Annotated in this window: 22 protein-coding genes; 10 read left to right on the top strand and 12 right to left on the bottom strand. The window is 38.6% G+C overall.

The window, feature by feature from the left end; all coding sequences use genetic code 11:
- Positions 1-114 precede the first annotated feature (114 nt).
- The 3 genes from EZY12_03910 to EZY12_03900 form a co-directional block, all read right to left on the bottom strand.
- Complete coding sequence (locus tag EZY12_03910) at positions 115-1161, bottom strand: DUF1016 family protein (GenBank protein QSX68843.1); 1047 nt, start codon at positions 1159-1161, stop codon at positions 115-117.
- Between the two features lie 118 nt (positions 1162-1279).
- Entirely contained in the window at positions 1280-1588 is a 309-nt protein-coding gene (locus EZY12_03905; protein QSX68842.1) for a hypothetical protein, read from the bottom strand.
- A gap of 70 nt (positions 1589-1658) precedes the next feature.
- Positions 1659-2597, bottom strand: a complete 939-nt coding sequence (locus EZY12_03900; protein QSX68841.1) for a hypothetical protein — start codon at positions 2595-2597, stop codon at positions 1659-1661.
- A gap of 385 nt (positions 2598-2982) precedes the next feature.
- Between EZY12_03900 and polA the strand changes: the two genes are divergently transcribed.
- The 3 genes from polA (at position 2983) to EZY12_03885 (ending at position 6730) form a co-directional block, all read left to right on the top strand.
- Positions 2983-5886 carry a DNA polymerase I gene (gene polA / locus EZY12_03895; protein ID QSX68840.1) on the top strand — a complete coding sequence of 968 codons (2904 nt, stop codon included), beginning with the start codon at positions 2983-2985 and terminating at the stop codon, positions 5884-5886.
- Between the two features lie 239 nt (positions 5887-6125).
- Complete coding sequence (locus EZY12_03890; GenBank protein ID QSX68839.1) at positions 6126-6419, top strand: type II toxin-antitoxin system HigB family toxin; 294 nt, start codon at positions 6126-6128, stop codon at positions 6417-6419.
- A 14-nt stretch (positions 6420-6433) separates the two neighbouring features.
- Positions 6434-6730 (top strand): transcriptional regulator, encoded by a 297-nt coding sequence (locus tag EZY12_03885; protein QSX68838.1) that lies wholly within the window; start codon positions 6434-6436, stop codon positions 6728-6730.
- Positions 6731-6796: 66 nt separating this feature from the next.
- Here the strand turns inward: EZY12_03885 and EZY12_03880 are convergent, their stop codons facing one another.
- Complete coding sequence (locus tag EZY12_03880; GenBank protein QSX70502.1) at positions 6797-7465, bottom strand: ribonuclease; 669 nt, start codon at positions 7463-7465, stop codon at positions 6797-6799.
- Between the two features lie 204 nt (positions 7466-7669).
- Here EZY12_03880 and EZY12_03875 point away from each other — a divergent pair, with 204 nt between their 5' ends.
- A complete protein-coding gene (locus EZY12_03875; protein ID QSX68837.1) occupies positions 7670-7897 on the top strand; it encodes a hypothetical protein in 228 nt (75 codons plus the stop codon).
- 96 nt (positions 7898-7993) lie between these two features.
- Here EZY12_03875 and EZY12_03870 read toward each other — a convergent pair whose 3' ends face one another.
- Positions 7994-9586 (bottom strand): glycoside hydrolase family 57 protein, encoded by a 1593-nt coding sequence (locus EZY12_03870; GenBank protein ID QSX68836.1) that lies wholly within the window; start codon positions 9584-9586, stop codon positions 7994-7996.
- Positions 9587-10225: 639 nt separating this feature from the next.
- Between EZY12_03870 and EZY12_03865 the strand changes: the two genes are divergently transcribed.
- Positions 10226-11992, top strand: a complete 1767-nt coding sequence (locus tag EZY12_03865) for an SUMF1/EgtB/PvdO family nonheme iron enzyme (protein QSX68835.1) — start codon at positions 10226-10228, stop codon at positions 11990-11992.
- A 285-nt stretch (positions 11993-12277) separates the two neighbouring features.
- Here the strand turns inward: EZY12_03865 and rsgA are convergent, their stop codons facing one another.
- From rsgA to EZY12_03830, 7 genes are all read right to left on the bottom strand, one after another.
- Positions 12278-13447, bottom strand: a complete 1170-nt coding sequence (gene rsgA, locus EZY12_03860; protein ID QSX68834.1) for a small ribosomal subunit biogenesis GTPase RsgA — start codon at positions 13445-13447, stop codon at positions 12278-12280.
- The gene (locus tag EZY12_03855) at positions 13444-13701 is read right to left on the bottom strand and encodes a sulfurtransferase TusA family protein (GenBank protein QSX68833.1); all 258 of its coding nucleotides are present in this window, start codon (positions 13699-13701) and stop codon (positions 13444-13446) included. Before EZY12_03855 ends, rsgA begins: the two co-directional genes overlap by 4 nt.
- Positions 13698-14843, bottom strand: a complete 1146-nt coding sequence (dnaJ, locus tag EZY12_03850; GenBank protein ID QSX68832.1) for a molecular chaperone DnaJ — start codon at positions 14841-14843, stop codon at positions 13698-13700. The genes EZY12_03855 and dnaJ overlap by 4 nt, the downstream gene beginning before the upstream one ends.
- Positions 14844-15494: 651 nt before the next feature.
- The gene (gene dnaK / locus EZY12_03845) at positions 15495-17453 is read right to left on the bottom strand and encodes a molecular chaperone DnaK (GenBank protein QSX68831.1); all 1959 of its coding nucleotides are present in this window, start codon (positions 17451-17453) and stop codon (positions 15495-15497) included.
- 202 nt (positions 17454-17655) lie between these two features.
- Complete coding sequence (gene grpE / locus EZY12_03840) at positions 17656-18330, bottom strand: nucleotide exchange factor GrpE (GenBank protein QSX68830.1); 675 nt, start codon at positions 18328-18330, stop codon at positions 17656-17658.
- A 281-nt stretch (positions 18331-18611) separates the two neighbouring features.
- Positions 18612-19703 carry a transposase gene (locus EZY12_03835; protein QSX70501.1) on the bottom strand — a complete coding sequence of 364 codons (1092 nt, stop codon included), beginning with the start codon at positions 19701-19703 and terminating at the stop codon, positions 18612-18614.
- A complete protein-coding gene (locus tag EZY12_03830) occupies positions 19675-20271 on the bottom strand; it encodes an IS607 family transposase (protein ID QSX68829.1) in 597 nt (198 codons plus the stop codon). The genes EZY12_03835 and EZY12_03830 overlap by 29 nt, the downstream gene beginning before the upstream one ends.
- A 252-nt stretch (positions 20272-20523) precedes the next feature.
- On the opposite strand from EZY12_03830, the gene EZY12_03825 reads away from it, so the two are divergent.
- The 5 genes from EZY12_03825 (at position 20524) to EZY12_03805 (ending at position 26131) form a co-directional block, all read left to right on the top strand.
- Positions 20524-20760 carry a hypothetical protein gene (locus EZY12_03825; GenBank protein ID QSX68828.1) on the top strand — a complete coding sequence of 79 codons (237 nt, stop codon included), beginning with the start codon at positions 20524-20526 and terminating at the stop codon, positions 20758-20760.
- Between the two features lie 252 nt (positions 20761-21012).
- Positions 21013-23013, top strand: a complete 2001-nt coding sequence (locus EZY12_03820) for a type II/IV secretion system protein (protein QSX68827.1) — start codon at positions 21013-21015, stop codon at positions 23011-23013.
- Between the two features lie 65 nt (positions 23014-23078).
- On the top strand, positions 23079-24179 hold the full coding sequence (locus EZY12_03815) for a type IV pilus twitching motility protein PilT (GenBank protein ID QSX68826.1): 1101 nt from the start codon (positions 23079-23081) through the stop codon (positions 24177-24179).
- Between the two features lie 87 nt (positions 24180-24266).
- Positions 24267-25490 (top strand): type II secretion system F family protein, encoded by a 1224-nt coding sequence (locus tag EZY12_03810; GenBank protein QSX68825.1) that lies wholly within the window; start codon positions 24267-24269, stop codon positions 25488-25490.
- 89 nt (positions 25491-25579) lie between these two features.
- Positions 25580-26131, top strand: a complete 552-nt coding sequence (locus EZY12_03805; GenBank protein ID QSX68824.1) for a hypothetical protein — start codon at positions 25580-25582, stop codon at positions 26129-26131.
- Positions 26132-26149: the final 18 nt, after the last annotated feature.

Below are 26149 nucleotides of genomic sequence, written 5' to 3'. Positions count from 1 at the left end.
TCTTATGAGGTACATCTTAGCCCCCTCCTCGCTTGCGGGGAGGGGGTTGGGGGTGGGGTTCTTGTATCTCATAACACCGGGAAGTGCTGTAACTAAATCCTGCCATAATTTCTCTCATAACTCCTCCTCAACTTCCACATTTACCGCTTCCAACTCAGCTTCCAACTGTTCAATAGTCGGTAAACTCTCCTGCAATCTCTTTGGTAAACCCTCCCTTATTTGATAACTAGAAACCCCAATAGGCTTATTCATATCTCGCAAAGAATATTCAACAATCTTCTGCTTTTTATACTTACATAAAATAATCCCAATAGTCGGCATATCATCCCGGTGTTTTAGCAACTCATCCACAGCAGAAACATAAAAACTCATCTTCCCTGAAAACTCCGGCTTAAAAGCTTCCACCTTTAAATCAATCACCACAAAACACCGCAACCGTAAATGATAAAATAATAAATCTAAATAAAAATCTTCCCCTTCCACCTCCAAATGATACTGACTACCCACAAACGCAAAACCTACCCCCAATTCCAATAAAAAATCGCGGATACGTTCTATTAAAGCCCTCTCTAAATCTCGTTCCTGTGCCTCCTTTCCTAAATTAATAAAATCAAAATTATAAGGGTCTTTAAATAACTGTTGTGCTAGTTCAGATTGGGGATTTGGCAACATGCGAGAAAAATTAGTATCAGCCTTACCTTGCCTTTTATATAGTCCACTTTCTATCTGATGGACTAATACATTGCGACTCCATCCTTGCTCAATAGTTTGTCTTGCATACCACAGACGTTCCTGTGGTGATTTTACCTTTTCTATTAAGGTAATATTGTGATACCAAGTAATTTGTGCAAGCACCTCTTGCACAAATTCAAAATCAGGGTAAGTTTCCGCAAAACTCCGCATATATTTAAGATTACGAGAGGAGAAACCTTTCATTTCCGGAAACGCTTTTCGCAAATCAGATGCTAAATTATCTATAACTTTAGCACCCCATCTTTGCTGCTGTTGACGATTTAAAATATCCGCTCCAATTTGCCAATAAAGTAATATTAATTCGCGGTTAATAGCCATTGCAGCCCGGACTTGTGCATTGCGGATGCGTTCTTTAAGTTCCTCAAAAAAATGATGATAATCTTCGGGAATTGATAAATTATTCACCATATATTTAATTGAATTAGAGTTTGCATTTTTTAATATTCCCCCACCTGGATAATTTGATTTTAACACTATACTGTTGTTGGGTTGCGCTGTCGCTTAACCCAACCTACATTTATTAATCTTATTCTGGTAAATTAGAGTGAACAAGTTGTGCAAATTCTTCTAAAGAACTAACGTTAATTGTTGATACAAGAAGTTGCTTTAAAATATTTATATCCTCAATTTTTTCGATATTTTCTGTCAGATTTTCGGGTAAATTACCAAAACGACTAACCAGTAAATCAGAAATATCTTGTTTCCGAGTTTGTTTGGTGGTTTTTTCTATAGCGCGTCTTTCAATGTTAGTTACAAGTGGCATTTTTCGTTCCTCCTGATAGTTAGCGAATTTTTGATCAAAACTTAATTGCAGGTCTTCAGATAAAGCCATCATTAAATCAATGACCTTATACAAATCAATACTGTTGTTGGGTTGCGCTGTCGCTTAACCCAACCTACATTTATTAATCTGATTCTGGTAAATTAGAGTGAACAAGTTGTGCAAATTCTTCTAACGAACTAACATTAATTGCTGATACAAATATTTGTTCTAAAAAAGATGTATCATCAATTTGATTAATGCTGGCAATCAAATTTTCAGGAATATCATCAAACCGCACCTGTAAAAGTTTGATAATATTTTTTTTCTCAGTTCTTTCTATGGTGCGTCTTTCAATGTTAGTTAACAATGGCATTTTTCGTTTCTCCTGATAAGTAGCTAATTTTTCTTCAAAACTTAATTGTAGTTCCTCAGATAAAGCCATCATTGCATCAATGACTTTATACAAATCAGTAATTTGTTTACGATTATAACCTTTTTCGTAAAACAATCTAGTTAAATTCCATTTCCACTGTTCCCTAGCTGACAAATTGCTGTTAGTGGCTTTAGTCTTTAAATGTGCCATTACCACTATAGCAAAAATATTATTACTTTGCTCTAACTCCTCCCATTGATAATCTAGAAGCTTGACGATAGAAAAATTAAAGATTAACTGACTACTTCCGAAACCATACTGATAAGAATTAGGTCGCCAACTTTTAGTTTCATCTCCCAGTATGGCTAAACTAATAACTGGTTTTTGATATAAATCAAAAGCTCGATAGTTGTAGATAAACATTCTTTGGGAAAATTCTTTATCATATTGACTTTGTACTTCTACATGAATTAATATCCAAATCTCTTGATTATCTAATAACCACACTTGAAACAATTTATCAGCGTGGCGTGTTTTGCTCTCCGCATATGCGGTAATCTGTTCTAATTCTTTATCCAAAGAAATAGGGGTTTTAGTCCAATCTATTTGTTGATAGACTTGTGGATAAAAGAAGGCAAGAAATGAGTCAAAATAATCTCCTATTGCTTCTTTCCAGGTTTCATCATAGTTAGCTGTAATTTCCGTCATTGTGATTAAATTAAATATAGTTAAAAAATTGACCCATCTTCATCTGTGTTTATCCGCGTTTATCCTTTTTTCGCTACGTTTCCAGAGCGTCTCCTAGACAAAAGCTACACCAATAATATATTATCACCAACAAACAGCGATACTTAGCTTCTAAGTTAGCGATCGCTGTATCAAAGTAGTATTATTCACGGGTTAGCAGTTCTCAATTATGACCATTGGTGTCAAGAAGTAAAAACCTCGACCACCTTTTCTGTGATTAATTTCACAAGACCTCGCGGTATGCGGGAAGCTCAGTCCCTTTAGGGCTGGGTTACTGACTTTAATCTTGGTGCATAATGCTATAAAAAAAATTAAAATAGAATAGTTCTATGATTCGGTTAAGCAGTTGACTTTTAATTCTTCAGTTATAAACAAGCCTATATTCATCCTTGTTGATGGACATTCTTTAGCTTTCCGTTCCTACTTCGCTTTTGCTAAAGGTAGAGATGGTGGACTTCGGACAAAAGCTGGTATTCCTACCAGTGTTTGTTTTGGTTTTATTAAATGTTTGTTAGAAGTAATAGCTTCAGAACAGCCACAAGCAGTAGCAGTAGCTTTTGATTTAGCTTCACCCACTTTCCGTCATGAAGCTGATGATACTTACAAAGCGGGACGTGCAGAAACACCAGAAGACTTTATTCCCGACATAGAAAATCTCTATGAGTTATTGCAGAGCTTGAATTTGCCCATACTCACTGCACCTGGTTATGAAGCAGATGATATATTGGGAACATTAGCACAAAAAGCCGCAGCATCTGGGTATCAAGTAAAGATTCTTTCCGGGGATAGAGACTTATTTCAACTAATTGATGCTGATAAAGAAATTACAGTTTTAAATTTTACTCCAGAAGCATTAAAACGTTCTACAAATAGTATTGCTGAATTTCAAGCAGAACAGGTAAAAGAAAAATTAGGAGTATTACCCACACAAGTTGTTGATTTTAAAGCCCTTTGTGGTGACAAATCAGATAATATTCCCGGAGTCAAAGGAATTGGTGAAAAAACAGCAGCACAACTATTAAATACTTATAATTCTCTGGATGAAATTTATGCGGATTTAGATAATATTAAAGGTGCAACCCAGCAAAAACTAATTACTGGTAAAGAAGACGCGGAAAAATCTCGCTATTTAGCTAAGATAGTTTGTGATGTTCCCCTAGAAATTGATTTAGAAGATTGTCAATTAAAAGGTTTTGATAATAACCTGTTGATTCCGATTTTAGAGAAATTAGAATTTAAAAGATTTTTAGATAAAATTAACGAAATTCAGCAAAAATTTGGTGGAGAAGTTGTCCCACCTCAAGTATCGGAAATCATCGAAGAAGCAAATGATGATTTATGGTTTTTTAGTGCAGAAGACACAGCACAAGAAATAAAACAAAATGCTTTACCGATTCAACCACGCATTATTAATACAGAAGCTAAATTAACAGAATTAGTAGAACTTTTAAAACAATTCACAAATTCAGAAAATCCCGTTAGTTGGGATACAGAAACTACTGCATTAGAACCCAGAGATGCAAATTTAGTAGGAATTGGTTGCTGTTGGGGAACAGAACCAGACGAACTTGCTTATATTCCCATTGGACATACAAACGGCAATAATTTAAATCGAGATTTAGTATTAGAAGCACTGCGGCCAATTTTGGAAAGTGCTGATTATCCTAAATCCTTACAAAATGCTAAATTTGATCGGTTAATTCTGCGGTGTCAAGGCATTAATTTAGCTGGAGTGGTATTTGATACCATGTTAGCCAGTTATTTGATTAATCCAGATAGTAGTCATAATTTAACTGATTTATCTTTGCGATATTTGGGATTAACTGCAAAAAGTTATGGAGATTTAGTTCCCAAAGGTAAAACTATCGCTGATGTTAGTATTCTTGCTGTTGCTGATTATTGCGGAATGGATGTTTATGGCACATTTGCATTAGTAGGAAAACTAAAGGAAAAGTTAGCAGAAACTCCAATTTTATATAAACTATTGAATGAAGTAGAACAACCATTAGAAGAAGTTTTAGCAGAACTTGAATATACAGGAGTTCGGATTAATTCAGCTTATCTCAAAGAACTTTCACAACAGTTAGGAACAGAATTAGCGAAGTTAGAAATAACAGCTACAGAAATTGCTGGAGAAAAATTTAATTTAGGTTCTCCTAAACAATTAAGTCAGATTCTCTTTGATAAATTAGGTTTAAGTACGAAATATTCTCGCAAGATTCAAACTGGTTATTCTACAGACGCAGCAACTTTAGAAAAACTTCAAGAAGTTGATAATACTGGATTTGTGGCAGCGATTATTGAAAATCGGACTTTATCAAAATTAAAATCTACCTATGTAGATGCTTTACCAGCTTTGGTACATCCTAAAAGTCAAAGATTACATACTGATTTTAATCAAGCTGCAACTTCTACTGGTAGGTTGTCTTCTTCTCACCCAAATTTACAAAATATTCCCATTCGGACTGCTTTTAGCCGACAAATTAGAAAAGCGTTTTTACCGGAATCAGGTTGGTTAATGGTAGCTGCTGATTACTCACAAATTGAGTTAAGGATTTTAGCGCATTTGAGTCAAGAACCAATTTTAATAAAAGCATACCAGCAAAATGAAGATATTCACACTGTCACAGCAAAATTAGTCTTTGAAAAAACAGAAGTAACGTCAGAAGAACGACGTTTTGCCAAGACGATTAACTTTGGAGTAATTTATGGAATGGGTTCTCTCAAGTTTGCACATTCAACAGGTATAGATAAAGCTAATGCCAATGAGTTTATTAAGCGATTTAATCAACGATATCCCCAATTATTTAAATATTTGGAGGATGTGAAAAAACAAGCTATTTCTCAAGGTTATGTAGAAACAATTTTGGGTAGACGACGCTATTTTGAGTTTACGAGTAATAGTTTACGTCAGTTAAAAGGTAGTAATATAGAAGATATTAATTTGCAGAAATTAAAGAATTTAGGCGCTTATGATGCCGGGTTACTACGTTCTGCTGCTAATGCACCAATTCAAGGTTCTAGTGCAGATATCATTAAGATAGCAATGGTACAATTGCATGAAGTTTTAAAGAAATATGAAGCGCGGTTATTGTTGCAAGTGCATGATGAATTAGTATTTGAAATTCCTCCTCAAGAGTGGGAAGAATTGCAACCACAAATTAAATCTGTAATGGAAAATGCTGTTTCTTTATCTGTGCCTTTAGTAGTTGATATTCATGCGGGGGATAATTGGATGGAAACTAAGTAGACGAGCTTTAGCTGATTGTTGAATCTGAATTAAGTAGGTGAACGGAAAAAACCGAAATATGTAACGAAAAGTAAAGTTTCCCAAAACCTCTTTTCTGTTCCCTGTTCCCCGTTCCCTGTTCCCTACCCTCACGGACAACTTTTATGGCTTACGCCACGCTACGCCACGCTACGCTATCAGCAAACCCTATAATAGTTTCTATTTTTTCAAAAAATATCCTTTAGATAAAAATTATTACAATGAGAATTATTGCTCGGAGTACCCTAAGAGAATATTGGCAAAAATATCCTGATACAGAACAGCCTTTAAAAGCTTGGTTTGATGATGCTTCCCGTGCGAATTGGCAAAGTCCATCAGATATTAAAGAAGTTTATGCTAACGCTAGTATTATTGCCAATAATCGTGTAGTTTTTAATATTAAAGGAAATAATTATCGTTTAATTATCCATATTCGTTATGAGATTGGTATTGTTTTTATTCGCTTTATTGGGACTCATCAAGAATATGACAAAATAGATGCTAAAATTGTTTAAGGAGGTTTGATTTTATGAATTTGAAACCAATCAAAACTGAAAGAGATTATCAACAGGCACTAAAAGAAATAGAACAAATTTTTGATGCCGAACCAAATACACTAGAATATGAAAAATTAGATGTTTTAACAACTTTAGTAGAAGTTTATGAACAAAAAAATTATCCTATTGATCCTCCATCCCCCATTGCAGCAATTTTATATTATTTAGAAAGTCGTAATCAAGGAATTTCTACTTTTATTGAAAATTTAAAACGTCATGGAGTTAGTGAAGAACTCATTAATACTGCTTTAAATGAAATGACTCAATGATTATAGCGGTTATCGTTCGGATGCAATACAATTGAGGGCGATTGAGAGGGCTGGGAAACCCCGCCCCTACCGAACATTTCTCACTAAAAAATCTGCTTGTCCACAACTTTTGCGAGAACGTTTCAAAATCTCTTCGCTACAAGTACCAGCTTTCCCATCCTTAGCATAGCAAAAAAATACTTCTTTTAAGAATTTACCAGAATCAGAACAATAAGGTGCTATGCCATTAGCAGTAAATTCACTATTAGCACTGATAAATGTACTTTTTAACCCTTGAATTGTAGTCCGAAAGGGTTTGGGAGGACGATTATAAGCCGGGGGAATAGCAACAGAATCTTTTAGATTTTTACTTAATGCTAGATATCCTTGAGGAGTTGTTCCCGCACAAGTTCCATGTTTTTGCCATTCATGATTATAAAGCTTATCACTGGGATACAAACCTGGAAATTTCTGCTTTACTGCTGGAGTTAATTTCTCCGTTGAACAACTAGCAGGATAGCCTTTTTGATATTGTGGCCATAAACCATGTAAAACAAAACCCAGTTTTTTACCTGAATTACATTGCTGTTGGTCACGCTGACCATTTTTCGCGCAATAGTCAGGAGACCAGGAAAGGGTAAGAACGTAAAAATCAAATTTACCTGGAGTTCCGCGAGTTTGAGCAATTGCACTATCAGATACAACTAGACTAGTTACTAATAAAGAAGATGCAATTAAAAGTGTTTTCATCCGCATATTTAAGACTGGCAAAAAAATAGGTTAGGTATAGTATTTTCTCACCATTTCTTGTATTAGTGCGTTTTGTTACAAAATTGTTACTGTCGGGAATACCTCACCTATTTGAGTACATACACACCAAAAAATAATTTGCAAGTTTTGTTAACAATCTGTTATATTTATTTACATAAGGTTACAAAAAGTAAAAAACGAGGTTCTCAAATGACTATTTTAATTTCTCTATTAGTTGTTGGTTGGGTAGCAGTTGCCGTTATCGGTTCTCTAGCTTACTTCATGGGTGAACAAAGTAAGCCCATTCACGAACGCAACTGGGCTTCTGAGAACTTTGAAACTTTAGCTAAATCTATTACTGGCGTAGATATGGACTATGCTCAACGCATACCCGCTTACGCCGTAGATGCTTACAATAGCCGTAATATATCCAGATAGTATTCAGTGGCAATTTGACAAGATGTGCATAGAAATAACCCCCAGTCACAATCCTGGGGGTTTTGCTTTTTCTAGATTTTTAACTCTGTTCCCTATTTAAAATGCTGGACGATAAACACGATAGTTAATATTGGGGAAAATATTATCCATTGATTCGACTTTTTCCAACCAACCACTATCAACTTTACCAACTTTGACATCTTCATACAGTTTATTAAACCGCATTAAGTGGGATCTGGTTCTTCTTACCGCATAGGGAACCATTGTTCCTGTCCGCATAATAAACGCCCAGTCAGAAGATTGTGCTAATAACAATTCTCTCGCAGCTTGGTTGAGTGCTTTTTCCTGTAATTCATCTTCAGCTTCGATTTGAGAAATTTCAATCATTCGTTCCGCAGCTTTGTGCAAATGTGGGTAAACCCAAGCATTAGTATCATTCAACCAATATTCATGGAAACCCTTAAAGCCCCAACTCGACTGAGCCGGACGACATACTTGCTGACTAGGATTATCCCGTAAATAATCAGCTAAATGGGTCATTTCATAAGTTTTTTGGTCATACCATGATTTACGGAACAGATAATCAATGAACCAAGGACCCTCATACCACCAATGACCAAATAATTCTGCATCATAAGGGGAAACAATAATTGGTGGACGACCCATGATATTGTGTAAATGCCCAGCTTGTTGCTCCCGATTATACATGAAGTTAGCAGCGTGTTCTGCGGCTTTTTCCCTTGCCCAATAAGGATCATACAGGGCTTTATCAGCAAGACCTAAGCCCCGCCCAGTAATTTTATGATACTTAATACCTGTATTTTTTCGCTGCCCATTAGGCATAATATAGGGCTTAATATATTCATATTCAGCTTCCCAACCCAAATCTTTATAAAATTCCCGATATTCTGCTGCACCAGGATAACCTACCTCAGAAGACCATACTTGCTGGGAAGATTCATGATCTCGACCAAAAGCTGCTACACCGGGTTCTGTAAAAATCGGGGCATAGCTACCGAAGCGAGGACGAGGACGGGCGTATAAAATACCATGTCCATCGGTGAGGAAATAACGTAGACCAGCATCCGCCAGCATTCGCTCCACACCTTCATAATAAGCACATTCTGGCAACCAAATTCCTCTGGGGGCTTGACCAAAGGTTTCTTCGTAATGTTCACAAGCTACCTGAATTTGCGCCCACACAGCTTGGGGATACATTTTCATTAATGGTAGGTAGCCGTGAGTAGCACCACAGGTAATAATTTCTAAGTTATTACTATCTTGGAATTGTTTAAATGCTGTAACTAAATCACCCTGATAACGTTCCCATAATTCCCGCGCTTCATTAAACTCAGTTGCATAGTGTTCTGCTAAATAACGAACATGACCATTATGGACATTTCGGTTGGCTTCTAGTTCTATAAGCTCTTCTAACTGTGATAGATGAGCATCATAGCGTTCTTGCAGCAGCGGGTCGCGGAGCATGGACACCAAAGGCGGAGTCATACTCATTGTTAGTTTAAAATCAATGCCGTCTCGCTTTAAGCCTTCAAATACTTTTAATAAAGGAATGTAAGTTTCTGTAATTGCTTCATACAGCCATTCTTCTTCCAGCACATAGTCACTTCCAGGGTGACGAACGAAGGGCAGGTGTGCGTGAAGTACAAGCGCGACGTAGCCTAGAGCCATAATATTTTTCTGTGTGGTATTTGGAGGTTACAGACAAAAAAGTCTGTGTGGGGAAATTAAGAATATTTTAAGACTATATGGATCATTGGTCATGAATCCTCGGCTAATACTTAATAGAAAAATATTTTGGTCTAGCACCGCTTCGCGGAAGTTAAACGGGCGGTTAGAAACCGCGTCTACACAGGCAAAACCTCAAATCCTTGATTGATGTTTCGATTAGGCAAAAACCCTATCCCGCAAGGAACTCAAGTTCCTTGCTCATAGCTAAAGTCATCTCAAGATGACTAAATAAGTACCTAGACAGAATTAATTACATATTATTTATTTACCAATCCTTTGCCAGTTAAGGATTTCAGCCCAGATATTTGTGTAATTAATTTTGTCTCATTACTTACTTGTGAAATTTCTTAGTCCGTTTTAACGGACTTGAGCTATGAGACAGGGAATTCATTCCCTGGCGTATTTGCAAGCTTCCCATATTTGTCTGTTCATGATCAATATAATCATCAATCAAAGTCTGAAATAGCCTTTTTTCCTCAATACATAAAATGATTAATTTCTACAGTGCATAAGTCCTAAAATACTGATTTTCAGTAAATTAAGGTAAAATATCAAATAAACGTGCTAACTACCAAGATTATGAGCCTGTGCATCAATTCTAACTGCCCAAAGCCACAAAATCCCGATAATATCCTTTTTTGTCAAGCCTGTGGCTCAGAAGTCTTGCTACAACAACGTTATCGGGTACAATGTCAGTTAGGACGGGGTGGCTTTGGTGTGACTTATGAGATTAACGAAGTCAGAACCAATCAGGCTAAAGTTCTCAAAGTCTTGATTAATAACAACCCTAAAGCCGTAGAATTATTTAAACAAGAAGCTGATGTTTTAAGTCAACTCCATCATTCCGGTATTCCTCAAGTAGAATCAGACGCTTATTTTGAATATTATCCCTACAATAGCCAAAATCCAATTCATTGTTTGGTAATGGAAAAAGTTGTGGGAGAAGATTTAGAAAAATATATGCGAAAACGTGGTTTGCGTCCGATTAACCAAACTACAGCTATAGAATGGCTAAAAGATTTAATCATTATTTTAGAACAAGTACATAATAAAGACCTTTTTCATCGAGATATTAAACCATCTAATATTATGTTGCGGTCTGAAAGTGCCGAATTGGTATTAATTGATTTTGGTACTGTGAGGAAGGTAACATCTACAGTATTTAAACAACAAGGTGGTGTCACAGGAATAATTTCCGCAGGTTACACACCCTCGGAACAAATTAATCATAATGCTGTACCTCAATCTGATTTTTTTGCTTTAGGACGGACATTTGTTTATTTACTCACGGGTAAAGAACCACTTGACCCAATCATGTATGATTCCTATAATGAAACATTAAATTGGCGGAATCATGCACCACAAATATCATCTATGTTGGCAGATTTATTAGATGATATGATGCAGCGTTTATATAAAGATCGTCCTCAAAATACTCAGGTGATTTTGCAAAGAATAGCAGCAATAGAAAAAGCTTTACAATCACCAAAACCTCAACCACCAAAACCCCAACCACCAATACCTTCCAATAACCTTAAAACCTTTAGTTTTGAAGTTGTCACCACAGACGCACGGGGAAATATCACCAACCAACGCAAGGAAAGCGCGAAATACTTTACAGAAGACTTAGGAAATGGTGTGACGTTGGACATGGTGGAAATACCAGGGGGAACATTTATCATGGGTTCACCGACAAGCGAAGAAAATAGATCCTCAAGTGAAAGTCCCCAACACCAAGTTACAGTTCCCAGTTTCTACATGGGAAAATATGAATTGACACAGGCACAGTATCAAGCTATCATAGGAACTAACCCTTCCAACTTCAAAGGCGATAACCGCCCAGTTCAAAGAGTTAGTTGGAATGATGCAGTTGCTTTCTGTGAAAAATTAAGTCAAAAAACAGGAAAAAACTACAGATTACCCAGCGAGGCTGAATGGGAGTATGCTTGTAGAGCCGGAACTACCACACCATTTTATTTTGGTGAAAGTATTACTCCAGATTTGGTAAATTATAATGGTAATTATACTTACGCTTCTGTACCGAAAGGGCAGAATCGTCAGCAGACCACAGATGTAGGAACTTTTCCCCCTAACTCTTTTGGTTTGTACGATATGCACGGTAATGTCTGGGAATGGTGTCAAGATGACTATAGAAATGATTATATAAACGCGCCTACAGATGGCAGTGCTTTGACAAGCCTAGGTGTGAGGCGTAAAATACTGCGCGGTGGTTCGTGGAACTACATTCCTGGCTATTGCCGTTCTGCTTTTCGCTACTCCTTCAACCTCGCCTACGCCCGCGATATTGGTTTTCGGGTTGTATGTAGTGGTGCGGCGAGGACTTAGTAGCCCTTTACACTCTTGCTCTTTTGCCCTCTTCTCTTTTTTTCTTTTCCCTTCTTAACCCATCGCCGTTAGGCGGAAAAGTATTTTTCTACAAAAAGCTGGTTTTGATGTCTGGATTCAGTGTAGCACAGATTTTTTATTTTGTCTGAATCAGGATTTCCAGGATTTAAGGATTTACAGGATGGAAGAAGGGGTGGGATTTTGAATGTTAGGAAATTCGGTTCATTCAAGATCCCAAGATCCCCGACTTCTTCAAGAAGTCGGGGATCTGAAATTTATCTAGTATCAATCCTCACTTTCTCGATATAACTCCTGTAAATCTTGTAATTGGGTTTTTCGAGAAATTCGGCGATATTTTTTACTTTCTAGTTTAGGTTCGTATTGACTCTGACCTTTACCTTTAGATATTAATTTCATACTTGATTCCGGGTCAGCTTGTTGGTTAAGATGGGTTTGTTGAGCGATCGCATCAGCCAAAAATTCTAAATAATGCTGATATCGTTCCCAGTCACCACTAACAGCACAGTCTGGCTCATCTTTATGGATACAATCACTAAAGCGACAATGAGCCGCTGCTAGGCGTTCTCTTGCTTCTGGGAAATAGTGAATTAACTCTTCGGGACTACAATCCAAATCCGGTTGATTAAAACCGGGAGTATCTGCTAATAAACCACCTTCAGACATTTCAAATAATTCTACATGACGGGTGGTATGACGACCACGGGCTAATTTACCGGAAACTTCCCCCACTCGCAGGTTAATATCGGGAATCAAACTATTAATCAAGCTTGATTTCCCCACACCAGAAGGACCAGCAATTACAGTAATTTTATCCCGCAAATATGTGGCTATTTGGTCAATATTAATGTTATTTTGCACGCTAATAAATAAAGGTTGATAGCCCCAAGCCAGGAGGCGATCGCTTATTTGCTGTTTTTCGTCTGAAGAAACTAAATCACATTTATTCAAACATAACAGCACATCAACTCCTGTAGACTCAGCCTTAATTAAAAATCTACTCAATTGAATAGGCTCTAAAGGAGGGTCTGCAACGGCAAAAACTAGGAGAATCTGATTGACATTAGCGATCGCTGGGCGATTTAATTGACTATGACGCGGTAAAACTTCACTAACAGCCCCCCGTCCATCAGCCCAATCCGGCTCTTCAATGATCACGCGATCGCCTACCATCACCTGTTGACCAATCTTTTTTAGGCGTGTCCTTCGAGTACACAGGAGGATAGGTGACAGGTTACAGGTAGCAGATGACAGTAAAGAAGATGAAGAAGAAGTTTCTATTATTTCTTCCGACTCCTGACTCCTGAATGGGCGCAGGCCCTGCGCCCCTACCTCCTGACTCCTTTCCACCTCATCCATCTGGACTCGATAAAAATTCGCTTGTACAGCTAACACCGTACCCAATAATTGTTTAGTAGAGACACTTTTCCCTGTCATTGTGCAGTAACCGGACGGCGAATAACCAGGGAAAAGTAGCCAGAACAATCTGTAATTTGTTCGACTTGATAACCAGTCATTGTGAGACTATCTGGAACTTGTTCTATCGGTTCACCTGGATCTAACCAGACTTCCAACAAACCTCCAGGTGGCATTTTTTCCAAATACAATTTTGTCCGCACAAAATTAATTGGGCAAGGAGTACCACGTAAATCGAGTTGAGCATCAGGGGTTAACACAGAAGACCCACTCATGACTTAAACAAGCCTCCTAAAAATCCTTCTAAACCACCTTTACCTGTTCTGTCTCCCTTGATCTTAGCTAGTTTTTCTAGCAATTCTCGCTCCTCTGGGATGATTTTGGTAGGAATATCAATTAACACCGTCAACATATGATCACCACGACTCACAGGATTGCCCAGACGAGGAACACCACGATTTTCCAATTTCATCACCGTATGCGGTTGAGTTCCTGAGGGAATAATTAACTCCACTGGACCATCTACCGTATTTACTTCTAAACGGCAACCTAAAATGGCTTGTAGGTAGCTAATTTTAATTTCCGAGTTAACATTAATTCCCTCTCGATGAAATTCTTCATCTTCATTAACAAACAAGTAGACATATAAATCGCCTGGAGGACCATTCCGTTGACCCGCATCTCCTTCTTGGGAAATCCGTAACCTGGTGCCATTGTCTACACCAGCGGGAACATTAATTTTCAGTTTCTTTGTCACCTGATTTGCGCCCTTCCCATCACAAGCGTCACATTTATCTTCTACAACCGTTCCTGTGCCATCACAGGTGGGACAAGTAGAAACTTGGGTAAAGCTACCAAATGGAGTTCTTGTTACCCGTCTGACTTGACCTGAACCGCTACAAGTGCTACAAGTCCGGGGACGAGTTCCTGATTTAGCACCAGAACCAGTACAAACTTCACAGGTTTCTAAATGGGAAATGCGAATTTCCTTTTCTCCACCAAATACCGCTTCCCGAAAATCTAATTTCAGGTCTAGCCGGAGATCATCGCCCCGCACTGGTCCAGCCCGCCGTCTTTGTTGAGGTTGTCCACCTGGAGCACCGGCAAAGCCGCTAAAAATGCTTTCAAAGATATCGGCAAAACCACTCATGTCACTCATATCTTGGAAACCAGCACCAGCGCCAGCAGCCGCAGCCCCGGAGACACCAGCTTCACCAAAGCGGTCATAACGAGCGCGAACCTCTGGCTCTGATAGCACTTCATAGGCGCGGTTAATTTCCTTAAATCGCTCCTCTGCCCCAGATTCTTTATTCACATCTGGGTGATACTTGCGGGCTAGGCGGCGATAAGCCTGTTTAATCTCTTCTTTGTCGGCGTCACGAGAGACACCCAGGGTTTCATAATAGTCTCGGGCCATATAGCAATGTTAAGAGTTAGAAGGAAGCAGAAGTACCGAAAATAGTAACTAATAGATTTAAGGTAACACTTTAACAAGAATACAGAAATTTAGTTAATCAGTAGAAGTATCTTACCCCAAAGGTAGGGGACTGTGTACAGTTCGTTAGCTGAAACAGCAAGAAGCCTCACACCTCCCTATCGGGAGGTGTTGAGATGAATTGTGTAGCGTGCCGTAGGCTTGTGAGTTGACGACAGTTTTCCGACCAATGCCGTAGGCGTTCGCGGTAGCGTCTCGTAGAGAGGAAGGAAGACATGGAGGAAATGAGCAAAATATTTTAAATTTGGTATAATAGATTTGGTTGACTTCACCCCTATTGGTGTCTGATAAGCCTCTGTCCAATAGCATTGCGATTATTGGTAAGCGACGACCTTGCACAGCATAGAAGCAAGTAGGCACATCTTGATTAATACAAATAACCTCCGGGTTTGTCCTATAGCGCGAATAAGCCAGCATCTCATCCAGGACAGTAAAATTTGTAGGGTACAAGGTAAGAAATTGCATAGTCTGCGGAGGGGCTTCTCGTGGACTTAAAACAAAGCTCAGTTAATGTCTTCATAGAAGAGTCACTGAGAAGCCTACACTGTATGCTTGCATCAGTGTAGGAGTATGTCACTCTATCGTCTCATAATCAGCTTGTGAGTTATTTTCTTCATCCAAGTCAATGTTAAATTGTGGTACTTGTGTGGCATTTACAGGATGATCATATTCTTCGGTAACATTTATTTCCGTTAAATCTTCCGATTTTACATTGTCATCATTAGCCTGTTTGTAAACATCTGCACCAAGAGCAAAGATAGTTTGTTGGAAATCCTCTAAAAGTGTTTTGAACTTTGCTGGGGACATATTCGGATTGCCGATTGCCATTTGCAGTTGTTCAACTTCCTGATTAGCCGAGACTGTCAATTGCTCACTAAGCAAATTGGGATAATCCCGTAATGTCGCAGCATAAGTAAACAAGAGATTATTAGCTTGGTTTTTAAGTTCTACCAGTTCTTTACGTCTTTGATCTTCTTCGGAGAAGACCTCAGCTTGTTTTCGCATTCTTTCAATTTCGGTGTTGCTCAAACCACCTGTACTTGTAATCCGGATGCTTTGTTCTCTAGCTGTACCTTTGTCTTGAGCGGCAACTTTGAGAATGCCATTTACATCAATTTCAAAAGCCACTTCAATTTGGGGAACACCGCGAGGTGCAGGAAGCAAACCACTTAGGAGAAACTTGCCCAGACTTTTGTTATCTTTGGACATAGCTCGTTCTCCTTGGAGGACATGAATTTCCACGGAGGTTTGACCATCAACGGCTGTAGAAAATATTTGAGCTTTGCTAGTGGGAATGGTCGTATTCCGGTCAATAATTTTGGTGAATACTTCTCCTAGTGTTTCAATTCCTAAAGATAAAGGTGTGACATCTAATAGTAATAAGGTATCTAATTCCCCAGCCAAAACCCCCGCTTGGATAGCTGCACCTAATGCTACAGCTTCATCAGGGTTAACGGAATGATCTGGAGTTTTGCCATTGAAAAATTTGATTAGGGCGTTTTGAACAGCGGGAATGCGGGTAGAACCACCTACTAAAATAATCCGATCTATATTTTGCGGTTTGATTTCTGCATCTTTGAGAGCTTGCATCATGGGTGCAATAGTTCCCTCAATTAAACTCTCTGTCAGTTCTTCAAATTGAGAACGACTGAGTTCCATTTCTAGATGCTTGGGGCCTGTGGCATCAGCAGTGATAAATGGTAGGTTAATGGAGGTAATAATCATGCTAGATAGTTCAACCTTGGCTTTTTCCGCTGCTTCCCGCAGACGTTGCAGCGCCATTTTGTCTTGGGTAATATCTATTTTCTCTGTTACCTGAAATTGTTCTACCATCCAGTAAACAATGGCATTATCAAAGTCGTCTCCGCCTAGATGATTATTACCACAGGTGGCTTTAACTTCAAAAACTCCATCTCCAAGTTGAAGAATAGAGACATCAAATGTGCCTCCACCCAAGTCAAATACTAAGATTAACTGCTCTTGATCTTGTTTGTCTAAACCAAAAGCTAGAGCGGCGGCGGTGGGTTCGTTGATAATTCTTAATACTTCTAAGCCAGCAATAGTCCCCGCATCTTTTGTGGCTTGTCTTTGAGCATCTGTAAAATATGCTGGTACGGTAATTACGGCTTTCGTTACCGTAGCACCTAGATAATTTTCCGCATCTTGCTTAAGTTTTTGCAAGACCATAGCCGAAATTTCTTGAGGTGTGTAGTTCTGCCCACGAATTTGCACATCAACGGTATCATCTTTACCTTTGATGCAATTATAGGAGACACGACCGCGCTCTAATTCTGTATCTTCCCACCGACGACCTATAAATCTTTTAATACTATAGACTGTATTTTCGGCATTAGTTACACTTTGTCGCTTTGCCAGTTGTCCGATTAGGCGATCATTAGTTTTACCAAAGGCGACAATACTAGGAGTAGTGCGTCCACCTTCGGAGTTAGCAATTACTTTTGGTTGCCCAGCTTCCAAAACAGCTACACAACTATTTGTAGTACCTAAGTCGATTCCGATAACTTTTCCCATACTTAAAGTATTTTTAACAGTTGTGTTTTGGCTAGGGGCTATAAATATAAATTTATAGTAAAATTTGTGTGAAACACATTGTAAGCGATTTTACACCACATTAGTGTTAAATCGTCATTCATTGTTTATGATCCTAGCCGGATGATATGAGCGTAAGGCTGTGAAACTTGAAGCAAGTATCAACAGCCCTATGCTGTGTAGCTTAACTGTTATCTTGACTAGACAAATCTTCTGAGTCCAAAGATATATCTTCTCTGGGAGCAGCTACTTTCACCATGGCATGGCGGAGTACACGCTCGCCAAAATAATAGCCGCGCACTAACTCTTCTAAAACTGTTCCTTCAGGATATTCATCTGTGGGTTCTCGCATGACTGCTTCATGCAAATTCGGGTCAAATTCTTGACCTTCAGGACGCATGGGTGCTACACCTAACCTTTTTAGACAATCCACCAATTGTTTATAAACCCCTTGATAACTCTTATGAATTGTCATTTCGCCCTCACCTTGGGGTTTGAGGTGCGCTCGCGCTCTTTCAAAATTATCAACTATAGGCAGCAATTCTGTAATTGTGTTTCGCTTCACCTGTAAGTCAATTTCTTCTTTTTCCTTGGCAGTTCGTTTGCGGTAATTCTCAAAATCTGCGGCAATTCGCATATATTGAGTGCTGCGGTCTTCTAATTGACTTTTGAGAGTTTCAATTTGTTGACTTAACTCTGATAAGACAGAGATATCTAGTTCGATAGGATTTGCTGTAGCGTTACCATTTTCTTCAGTGAGTATACTATCTCCCTGTTCGTTTGTTTGGTTTGCTACTTGCTCATTTACCTCGCTGCTAGATTCGTTGGAGTTCATTTCGGACGGGGAGTCACTTTTCATAAGAATATGTGGTAAGTGGGAAACTCAGTCACTTTAGTGCTGAGAGGGATGGTTTGTTTGACGGAGACTTCAGCGACTGCTGGCTATAGCAATAGTAGTCGAATTTTGAAAACTCTAAGTATTCGTAGGGTGTGTTAGGCATAGCCGTAACGCACCTTATGCTCAATCAACGGTGCGTTACGCTGACACTAACGCCCCCTACGGACAGTATGGCTATGCCACGCAAGCTATCAAAAATCAAATATTAGTCCTATATACCGATACTTTTTTGCTAACAAAAGTTAACAAATACATAAGTTGAGGTTTTCTCTCAACCAAGGCGTATCAACCAATGCACGGAGAAAAATTCCCCGCGCACCATTCAAATCTCTATCCATGACATTATTTGTGGATGGAGATTTTATGGTTTTAGAACCACCAAGATTCTTAACTATTTCGCCAGTCCAACTAACAGTCTTTGAAGTATAGGCTTCATTCACGTCCAGCACTATTTTTCTGTATTCAAATGCTTTGTGTTTAATAAATTGTTTGAATTGATAGTGCGATAGCGTTAGCATTTGCCGGACTGATTTGGATCTAATCCTTCTTTTTCCTTTCTTTGACATCTGAGATGTTTCAAAAGTTGGTAAAAGAATTACATCGAAATTATCAACTAAGAACTTGGTAGTCTTTTTGTGTAATTCAGATCCAAGATTCTTGATCTTTCCTCTCAATTTAGTTGCGGCTAATTTAAGTCTTCTTTTTTGTTTGCATTTAGCTTGAGATATTTTGCTAACTAACTTATCTAGTTTAAAGCAAAGTTTTTGAATTTTGATGTTAGCAGTATCTCCCAACCAACCAAAAGAATCCTCGGAGAAGAATGTTAAAAATGTTCTGATACCTGGATCTAAAGCCACGACTCGTCCTTGGTTTTCGGCATCGAGTCGCGGTTTTTCTTCGGGAACTGTTAAGTAGTAATCACCATGAGAGAGAACTAATCGGCAGTCTCCACATCCTTTGGGCAAAGATTCCTTATAGGATGTTTCGCCTAATATGGTGTAAAAAATTCCTTTTTCCAGCACTGCCGATTTGGGAATATAACAGGATTGAACTGGATATTTTCTGGATCTAAATCTACATCGACTTATTCCTCCGCCATTTTTGTATTTCTTTTTGGCATTGCTAACTGCTTTGCAAGCATCCTTAATTGCTATTGATTTAATTTGATAAGGAACACTTTTGCACCAGTCAGGTAAATCATTAAGAATACCTGTCTTTATAGCTTGCCAATTAGCCTTGATTTCTCCATCTTGCAATAACTTGATAGTTTTATTGTAAACAAATCTAGAAACACCAAACCATTGCTTAATTATCGCTTTCTGTGCAGGTGTCAGACTTAGATAAATCTTCCTTGATTTTTTTAGAGTATTTTCTGAGTCCGTGCATTCTGCATGAAAAGACGTGAAGGATTGAGAGTAAATCCTGGGTGAGTTCAGTATTTGGGCAGTGTACAGTTGCGTCGAGAACCACGATTTGTCCACCGTTTTGTTCGACCATGTACTGTATAAGTTCAAACCCAAATCTTGCGAGTCTGTCACGACAGGCAACAACAAGTGTGAACTTATCTCCCCGCAGAAGCTTGTCCAGTAAGGATTGCAATCCTTTTCTTTTGAAGTTGATTCCTGAGCCGATGTCTTTGATGATTTCAGCTTCTGGGTAGAGGGATTGCATATAAGCGATTTGTCTGTCAAGGTCATCTCGCTGTTTTGAGGAGCTAACTCGGCAGTAACAAATAATGGTAGCTTGTTCTGAGCTACCGTTGACGTATGATTCGACATCATACAGTCTTTGTCCTGCGGGGTTTTTGATGCTTTTGATTTTCCCTTCATCTGCATATCTCCTCAACGTATTGGGGTGCAATCCCAGAAATTCGACCGCTTTTCTGAGTGGTATGTATGCCATTCGCATACTATAACATAAGTTAAGAAAAATTAGCAAAGGTTTATCGCCTTTGTATTTGATGATGTTATACTATTCACAACAGGAATGGTAATCAACCTGTATAAAAACCTAACTGCCTAACGGCTTTTCTGGTCCTTGACAATTGAGGATATAGGGTTCTATTCCATAGTTTTAGTGACTACCCTCCGAATAGGTAAAATCTTCATGGGAGCTAGACAACACAGAATTTAAACTCAAGCAAAATTTGCAGTAATGCAACTACCTTCGGGCAGAGGGAAAGTTAACGCTTGGGGAGAGAACCACCTCTGGCTTAGATACCGCAAGGGTTCTAAGTTAAGTGGACTCGTTGAACCAAGAATCTCAGCGGCTAAAGCCAGTGAGAGTGTCAATTTCGTTTACTATTATCCACTCATCCCCAATGCTTTTAACAGCAGAAATTTAATTGCCGATATTTGGGCAGGAAATGTTACCACTGAGATTCTATTGTGACCAATGATGGAATAAGTATTGTGACCAATTATTAAAGAGGGAACAGGGAACAGAAAATCAGAAAAACTGTTCCCTGCTCCCTATTCCCTTCTGCGATGAAAAATCCCAGAAAATTCTAGACTGTTGCCTCATTATAAAAATTATTACATAGAAAGGTTGTTAACTTGAATTTAATACAGTATCAATGAGAATTATCTACCACAGTATGGGAATACTTAAAGAAGAGGTTTCCCTACCCTAACCCAATTGCTTATGAATTACTCGTCATCACAAGGACGCAGCACTGCGCTAACTACAAGAACTGAGTTTTCGCCTTTCGGTAATAAGTTAGTAACATCTGGTTATGTCAATAATGAACAGATGAGACAAGCTGTGATTGACAGCCGCAAGTCAGGCAAACCACTGACAGAGGTATTAGAGTCAATTACTGGGCGACAATTATCACCTGAGTTGGTAACAGCATACAAAAAACAACATTTATTTGAACTCAAAATTTTATATGGTGTTGAGTATCTTGATCCTGAAATCAAGGAAATTGATACCACAAGTGTAGGGCTGTTAATCAAACAGTTTATTCCTATTGAAATCTGTCGTCGGCATCAGTTATTACCATTGTCAACGGATAATAACGAAAACCCAACTTATGTTGTGGTGGCAATGGTTGATCCAGATAATTTAGACGCTTCTGATGATCTCAACCGGATTTTGCGTCCTAAAAATTTGTCTTTGCAGCGTAGGGTAATTACTCAGAAGGATTACCAGAACATCATTAATCAATACTTAAATGAAGAAGCTGCCCGCCAAAAGATATTAGATCAGGAAAAAAATTATGATGTGAAGGGAGATTTACACAATTTAGATAATCTGGACATAGAGGAAAGTAGTGATAATGATGTTGATTTAGATCAGGCCATGAAGGGCGCTGATGATGCACCAATCATTAAACTTGTCAACCGGATTTTATTGAAAGCTTTAACTGAAGGTGTTTCGGATATTCATATTGAACCCCAGGAAGAGTATCTCCGGATTCGTTTCCGTAAAGATGGGGTATTACGTGAGGCATTTGAAAATATGCCGAAAAAAATTATCCCAGCGGTAACAGCCCGATTTAAAATTATTTCTAACCTGGACATTGCTGAGAGACGTTTACCTCAAGATGGCCGGATTCGCCGTTTATTCGCAGGACGCAAGGTAGATTTCCGGGTAAATACTTTACCTAGTCGCTATGGAGAAAAGGTTGTTCTGCGGATTTTAGATAACTCTTCTACTCAATTGGGTTTGGATAAGTTAATTACTGACCCAGAAACCTTGAATATTGTCAAGGATATGGTTAGCAAGCCATTCGGGTTAATTCTCGTGACAGGACCAACTGGTTCGGGGAAAACGACTTCCTTGTATTCGGCTCTATCAGAAAAGAATGATCCGGGGATTAATATCAGTACGGTAGAAGATCCGATTGAGTACAGTTTACCGGGGATTACCCAAGTACAGGTAATTCGGGAAAAAGGGTTAGATTTTTCAACGGCATTGCGAGCTTTTTTACGTCAAGATCCAGATGTGTTGTTGGTGGGGGAAACACGGGATAAGGAAACAGCTAAAACGGCGATTGAAGCCGCATTAACAGGTCACTTGGTATTGACTACCTTACACACTAATGATGCGCCTGGAGCGATCGCTCGCTTAGGAGAAATGGGTATTGAACCTTTCATGATTTCCAGTTCTTTAATTGGGGTTTTAGCACAACGTCTAGTTCGTCGTGTGTGTTCTGAATGTCGGATTGCCTATACTCCCACCATTGAAGAACTAGCTCGCTATGGTCTAATAGCTTCCCAAGAGGCTCAGGTGACTTTCTACAAAGCCAATATTATCCCACCGGAAGAAATAGCCTCCCAGAAAAATCTCTGTCAAAAATGTGGTGGTATTGGCTACAAGGGGCGTTGTGGTGTTTATGAAGTAATGCGAATTACTGAAGATCTGCAAACCCTGATCAATAAGGAAGCACCTACAGAAAGGATTAAAGAGGTAGCTGTTGAAGAGGGGATGAAAACCTTGCTGGCATACAGTTTAGACCTAGTTCGCCAAGGTGCAACTACTCTAGAGGAAGTAGAACGGGTAACATTTACAGACAACGGTTTAGAGGCTGAATTAAAAGCTAAACGCAAAAGTGGTCTGACTTGTCTAAGTTGCAGTGGAGAATTACAACCAGAATGGTTAGATTGTCCTTACTGTATGACACCTCGCTTTACAGATTAGCCGTAGATTTTCAATTGAAATGTTTAAGTTTTTTTATTGTTAATTAATTGGAGCGAAAAGAGACTATGGAAATGATGATTGAAGACTTGATGGAGCAACTGATCAATATGGGTGGTTCGGACTTGCACCTATCCGCTGGGTTGCCTCCCTATTTCCGGATTAGTGGACATCTAACACCTATTGGTGAAAACATATTGACTGCTGATGAGTGTCAAAGGCTAATTTTCAGTATGCTCAATAACACTCAACGCAAAACCTTGGAGCAAACATGGGAATTAGATTGTTCTTATGGTGTGAAAGGATTAGCTCGTTTCCGGGTGAATGTCTATAAAGAACGTGGTGCTTATGCTGCTTGTTTACGAGCATTAAGTTCTAAAATTCCTAATTTTGAAAAATTAGGTTTGCCAGATATAGTTCGGGAAATGACGGAAAAACCTAGAGGATTAATTCTCGTCACAGGGCCTACAGGTTCTGGGAAAACTACTACCTTAGCGGCAATGATTGACTTAATTAACCGCACTAGGGCAGAACATATTTTAACAGTTGAAGATCCTGTTGAATTTGTTTATGAACCAATAAAAAGTTTAGTTCACCAACGCCAATTAGGGGAAGATACGAAAAGTTTTGCTAATGCTTTAAAAGCAGCTTTACGGGAAGATCCTGATATTATTTTGGTAGGGGAAATGCGGGATTTAGAAACAATTGCTTTGGCAATTTCCGCCGCAGAAACAGGTCACTTGGTATTTGGTACACTACATACAAGTTCTGCTGCACAAACCGTTGACCGAATTATTGACGTTTTTCCCTCAGAAAGACAAACTCAGGTGCGGGTGCAGTTATCTAACTCGTTAGTAGCAGTTTTTAGTCAAACTTTAGTAGCTAAGAAAAATCCCAAACCAACTGAATATGGTCGGGTAATGGCTCAAGAAATTATGATTATTACCCCCGCTATTTCTAACTTGATTCGAGAGGGGAAAACAGCACAAATTTACTCGGCTATTCAGACTGGTGGTAAATTGGGAATGCAAACTCTAGAAAAAGTCTTAGCTGATTTATACAAAGCTGGAACTATTTCTTTTGAAGCAGCAATATCTAAAACTTCTAAACCAGATGAAGTACAGCGTCTAATTGGAGCGACAGCCCCAGCAGGAGCTAAACTACGTTAAAGGAAATAGAAAACTGATAAAAAGAAGGGAGCAAGGGGAAAATTTTACTAATTACCAATTACCAATTACCAATTACCAATTAATATTATGCCTACTTATGTTGCTAAAATTCGTGACTCTCAAGGAAAATCCAGAACAGAAAAATTTACTTCTAATTCCTTGACTGATGCTCGGACTAAACTCAGAGATCAAGGTTTTGCTATTCAGGAATTAAAAGAATCTCAAAGCTTGGCTTCTCGATTTGATCTAAAAAAAATACAGAATTCCTTTGTTAAGGTTTCTGTCAGAGATAAAGCCATTTTTTCTCGTCAATTTGCTGCTTTAGTAAATGCAGGTGTGGCCATAGTCAGAGGCTTGGGTGTCCTCTCTGAACAGTGTAGTAATCCTAAACTTAAAGCTGCTTTAGTAGAAATTTGTAGCGATGTTCAGACTGGAGTTAACCTCTCGGATTCTATGCGTAAACATCCTGATTGTTTTGATGGTTTGTATGTGAGTATGGTACAAGCTGGAGAAATTGGGGGTGTGCTAGATGAGGTTTTAAATCGTCTGGCTAAATTATTGGAAGACATGGCCCGATTACAGAACCAAATTAAATCAGCTATGTCTTATCCAGTGGTTGTGGGTTTTCTAGCGACGGCTATCTTTGTCGGGATGACAGTTTTTTTGATTCCAATTTTTGCAGACATTTTTGCATCTATCGGCATAGAATTACCACCACTGACACTATTCTTAATGACCTGTAGTAAAATATTACGAAGTTATTGGTCTTTGTTGATTATTGGGATTGTCATTGTATTATCGTTTCTCTACAAGCAGTATTACAAAACCCCTGTTGGTAGGTTACAGATCGATAGTATTTCTCTGAAGGTGCCTTTGTTTGGTGATTTGATTCAAAAATCTTCTATTGCCCGATTTAGTCGAACTTTTGGTTCATTGACTCGCTCTGGAGTCCCGATTTTAACCTGTTTAGAAATTGTTCGGGATACATCAGGAAACCAAGTTATTGCTAATGCTATTGATGCTGCTCGTGAAGAGGTGCAACAGGGGGGGATGATTAGTGTGGCTTTACTTAAAGCAGACGTTTTTCCCAGTATGGCAATTCAGATGATGAGTATCGGTGAGGAAACGGGTCAACTAGATGGAATGTTAATGAAAGTTGCTGATTTCTATGAAGATGAAGTAGAACAGGCAGTTAAATCACTAACTAGCGTTTTAGAACCCTTAATGATTGTGGTACTGGGGGGAATGGTAGGGACAATTTTGCTGGCTATGTATTTGCCAATGTTCAAAGTATTTGAAAAGATGGGTTAAGGAAAGGTTGAAAGATGAAGAATGAAGATTAAGAAAACAAGTTTAATCCTTTATTCTTCATATTTTACACTTTTATATTTTACAAAATTATGACTGTACATAAATCTCTTTATGAAACTAGTTTAGCTGAGTATACTAATCATATATCAGCGATCGCTCTCCTCAAACAACATCGTCCCTATTGGGAGATGATTCCTAGTCTCCGTCGTCCTGGGGAAAGTGTCATTACTATCCCTCTCCCCATTGTCCGTATCCGTGATCTGGAAACTAGGACTTCACAAACGACAAGTTTACCTTGTGATGTTGCTATTATCTTATGTGACCCGGAATGGAAAATTAAAACAGGTATAGAGATTTTAATTTTTATTCATCGTCCCCATGAAGACTTTTCTGATTTATTGAGAAGATGGAGACAAAGCCAAGTTTGGTTAGATAAAGAATATGAATGGATTATGCACCCTCGTCACAGTCATATTTTAAGTGAAGGTGCTAATACCATTTATCCTCTGTTTATAGTTTTTAATCAAACATCAGAACGGATTCAAAGGGGTTTAATTGGTGCAGAATTACCTTTTGTGATGGAAACACCTGTAACGATGGAAGAAGAAGAATATCAAGAATCTTATTCTTCCTTAGAATAGATGATAGGTAATAGATAA

The organism is Dolichospermum sp. DET69, from assembly GCA_017355425.1.
GTDB lineage: Bacteria > Cyanobacteriota > Cyanobacteriia > Cyanobacteriales > Nostocaceae > Dolichospermum.
The sequence above is the reverse complement of the archived record's forward strand: the minus strand, read 5'-3'. Positions and strand labels throughout refer to the sequence as shown.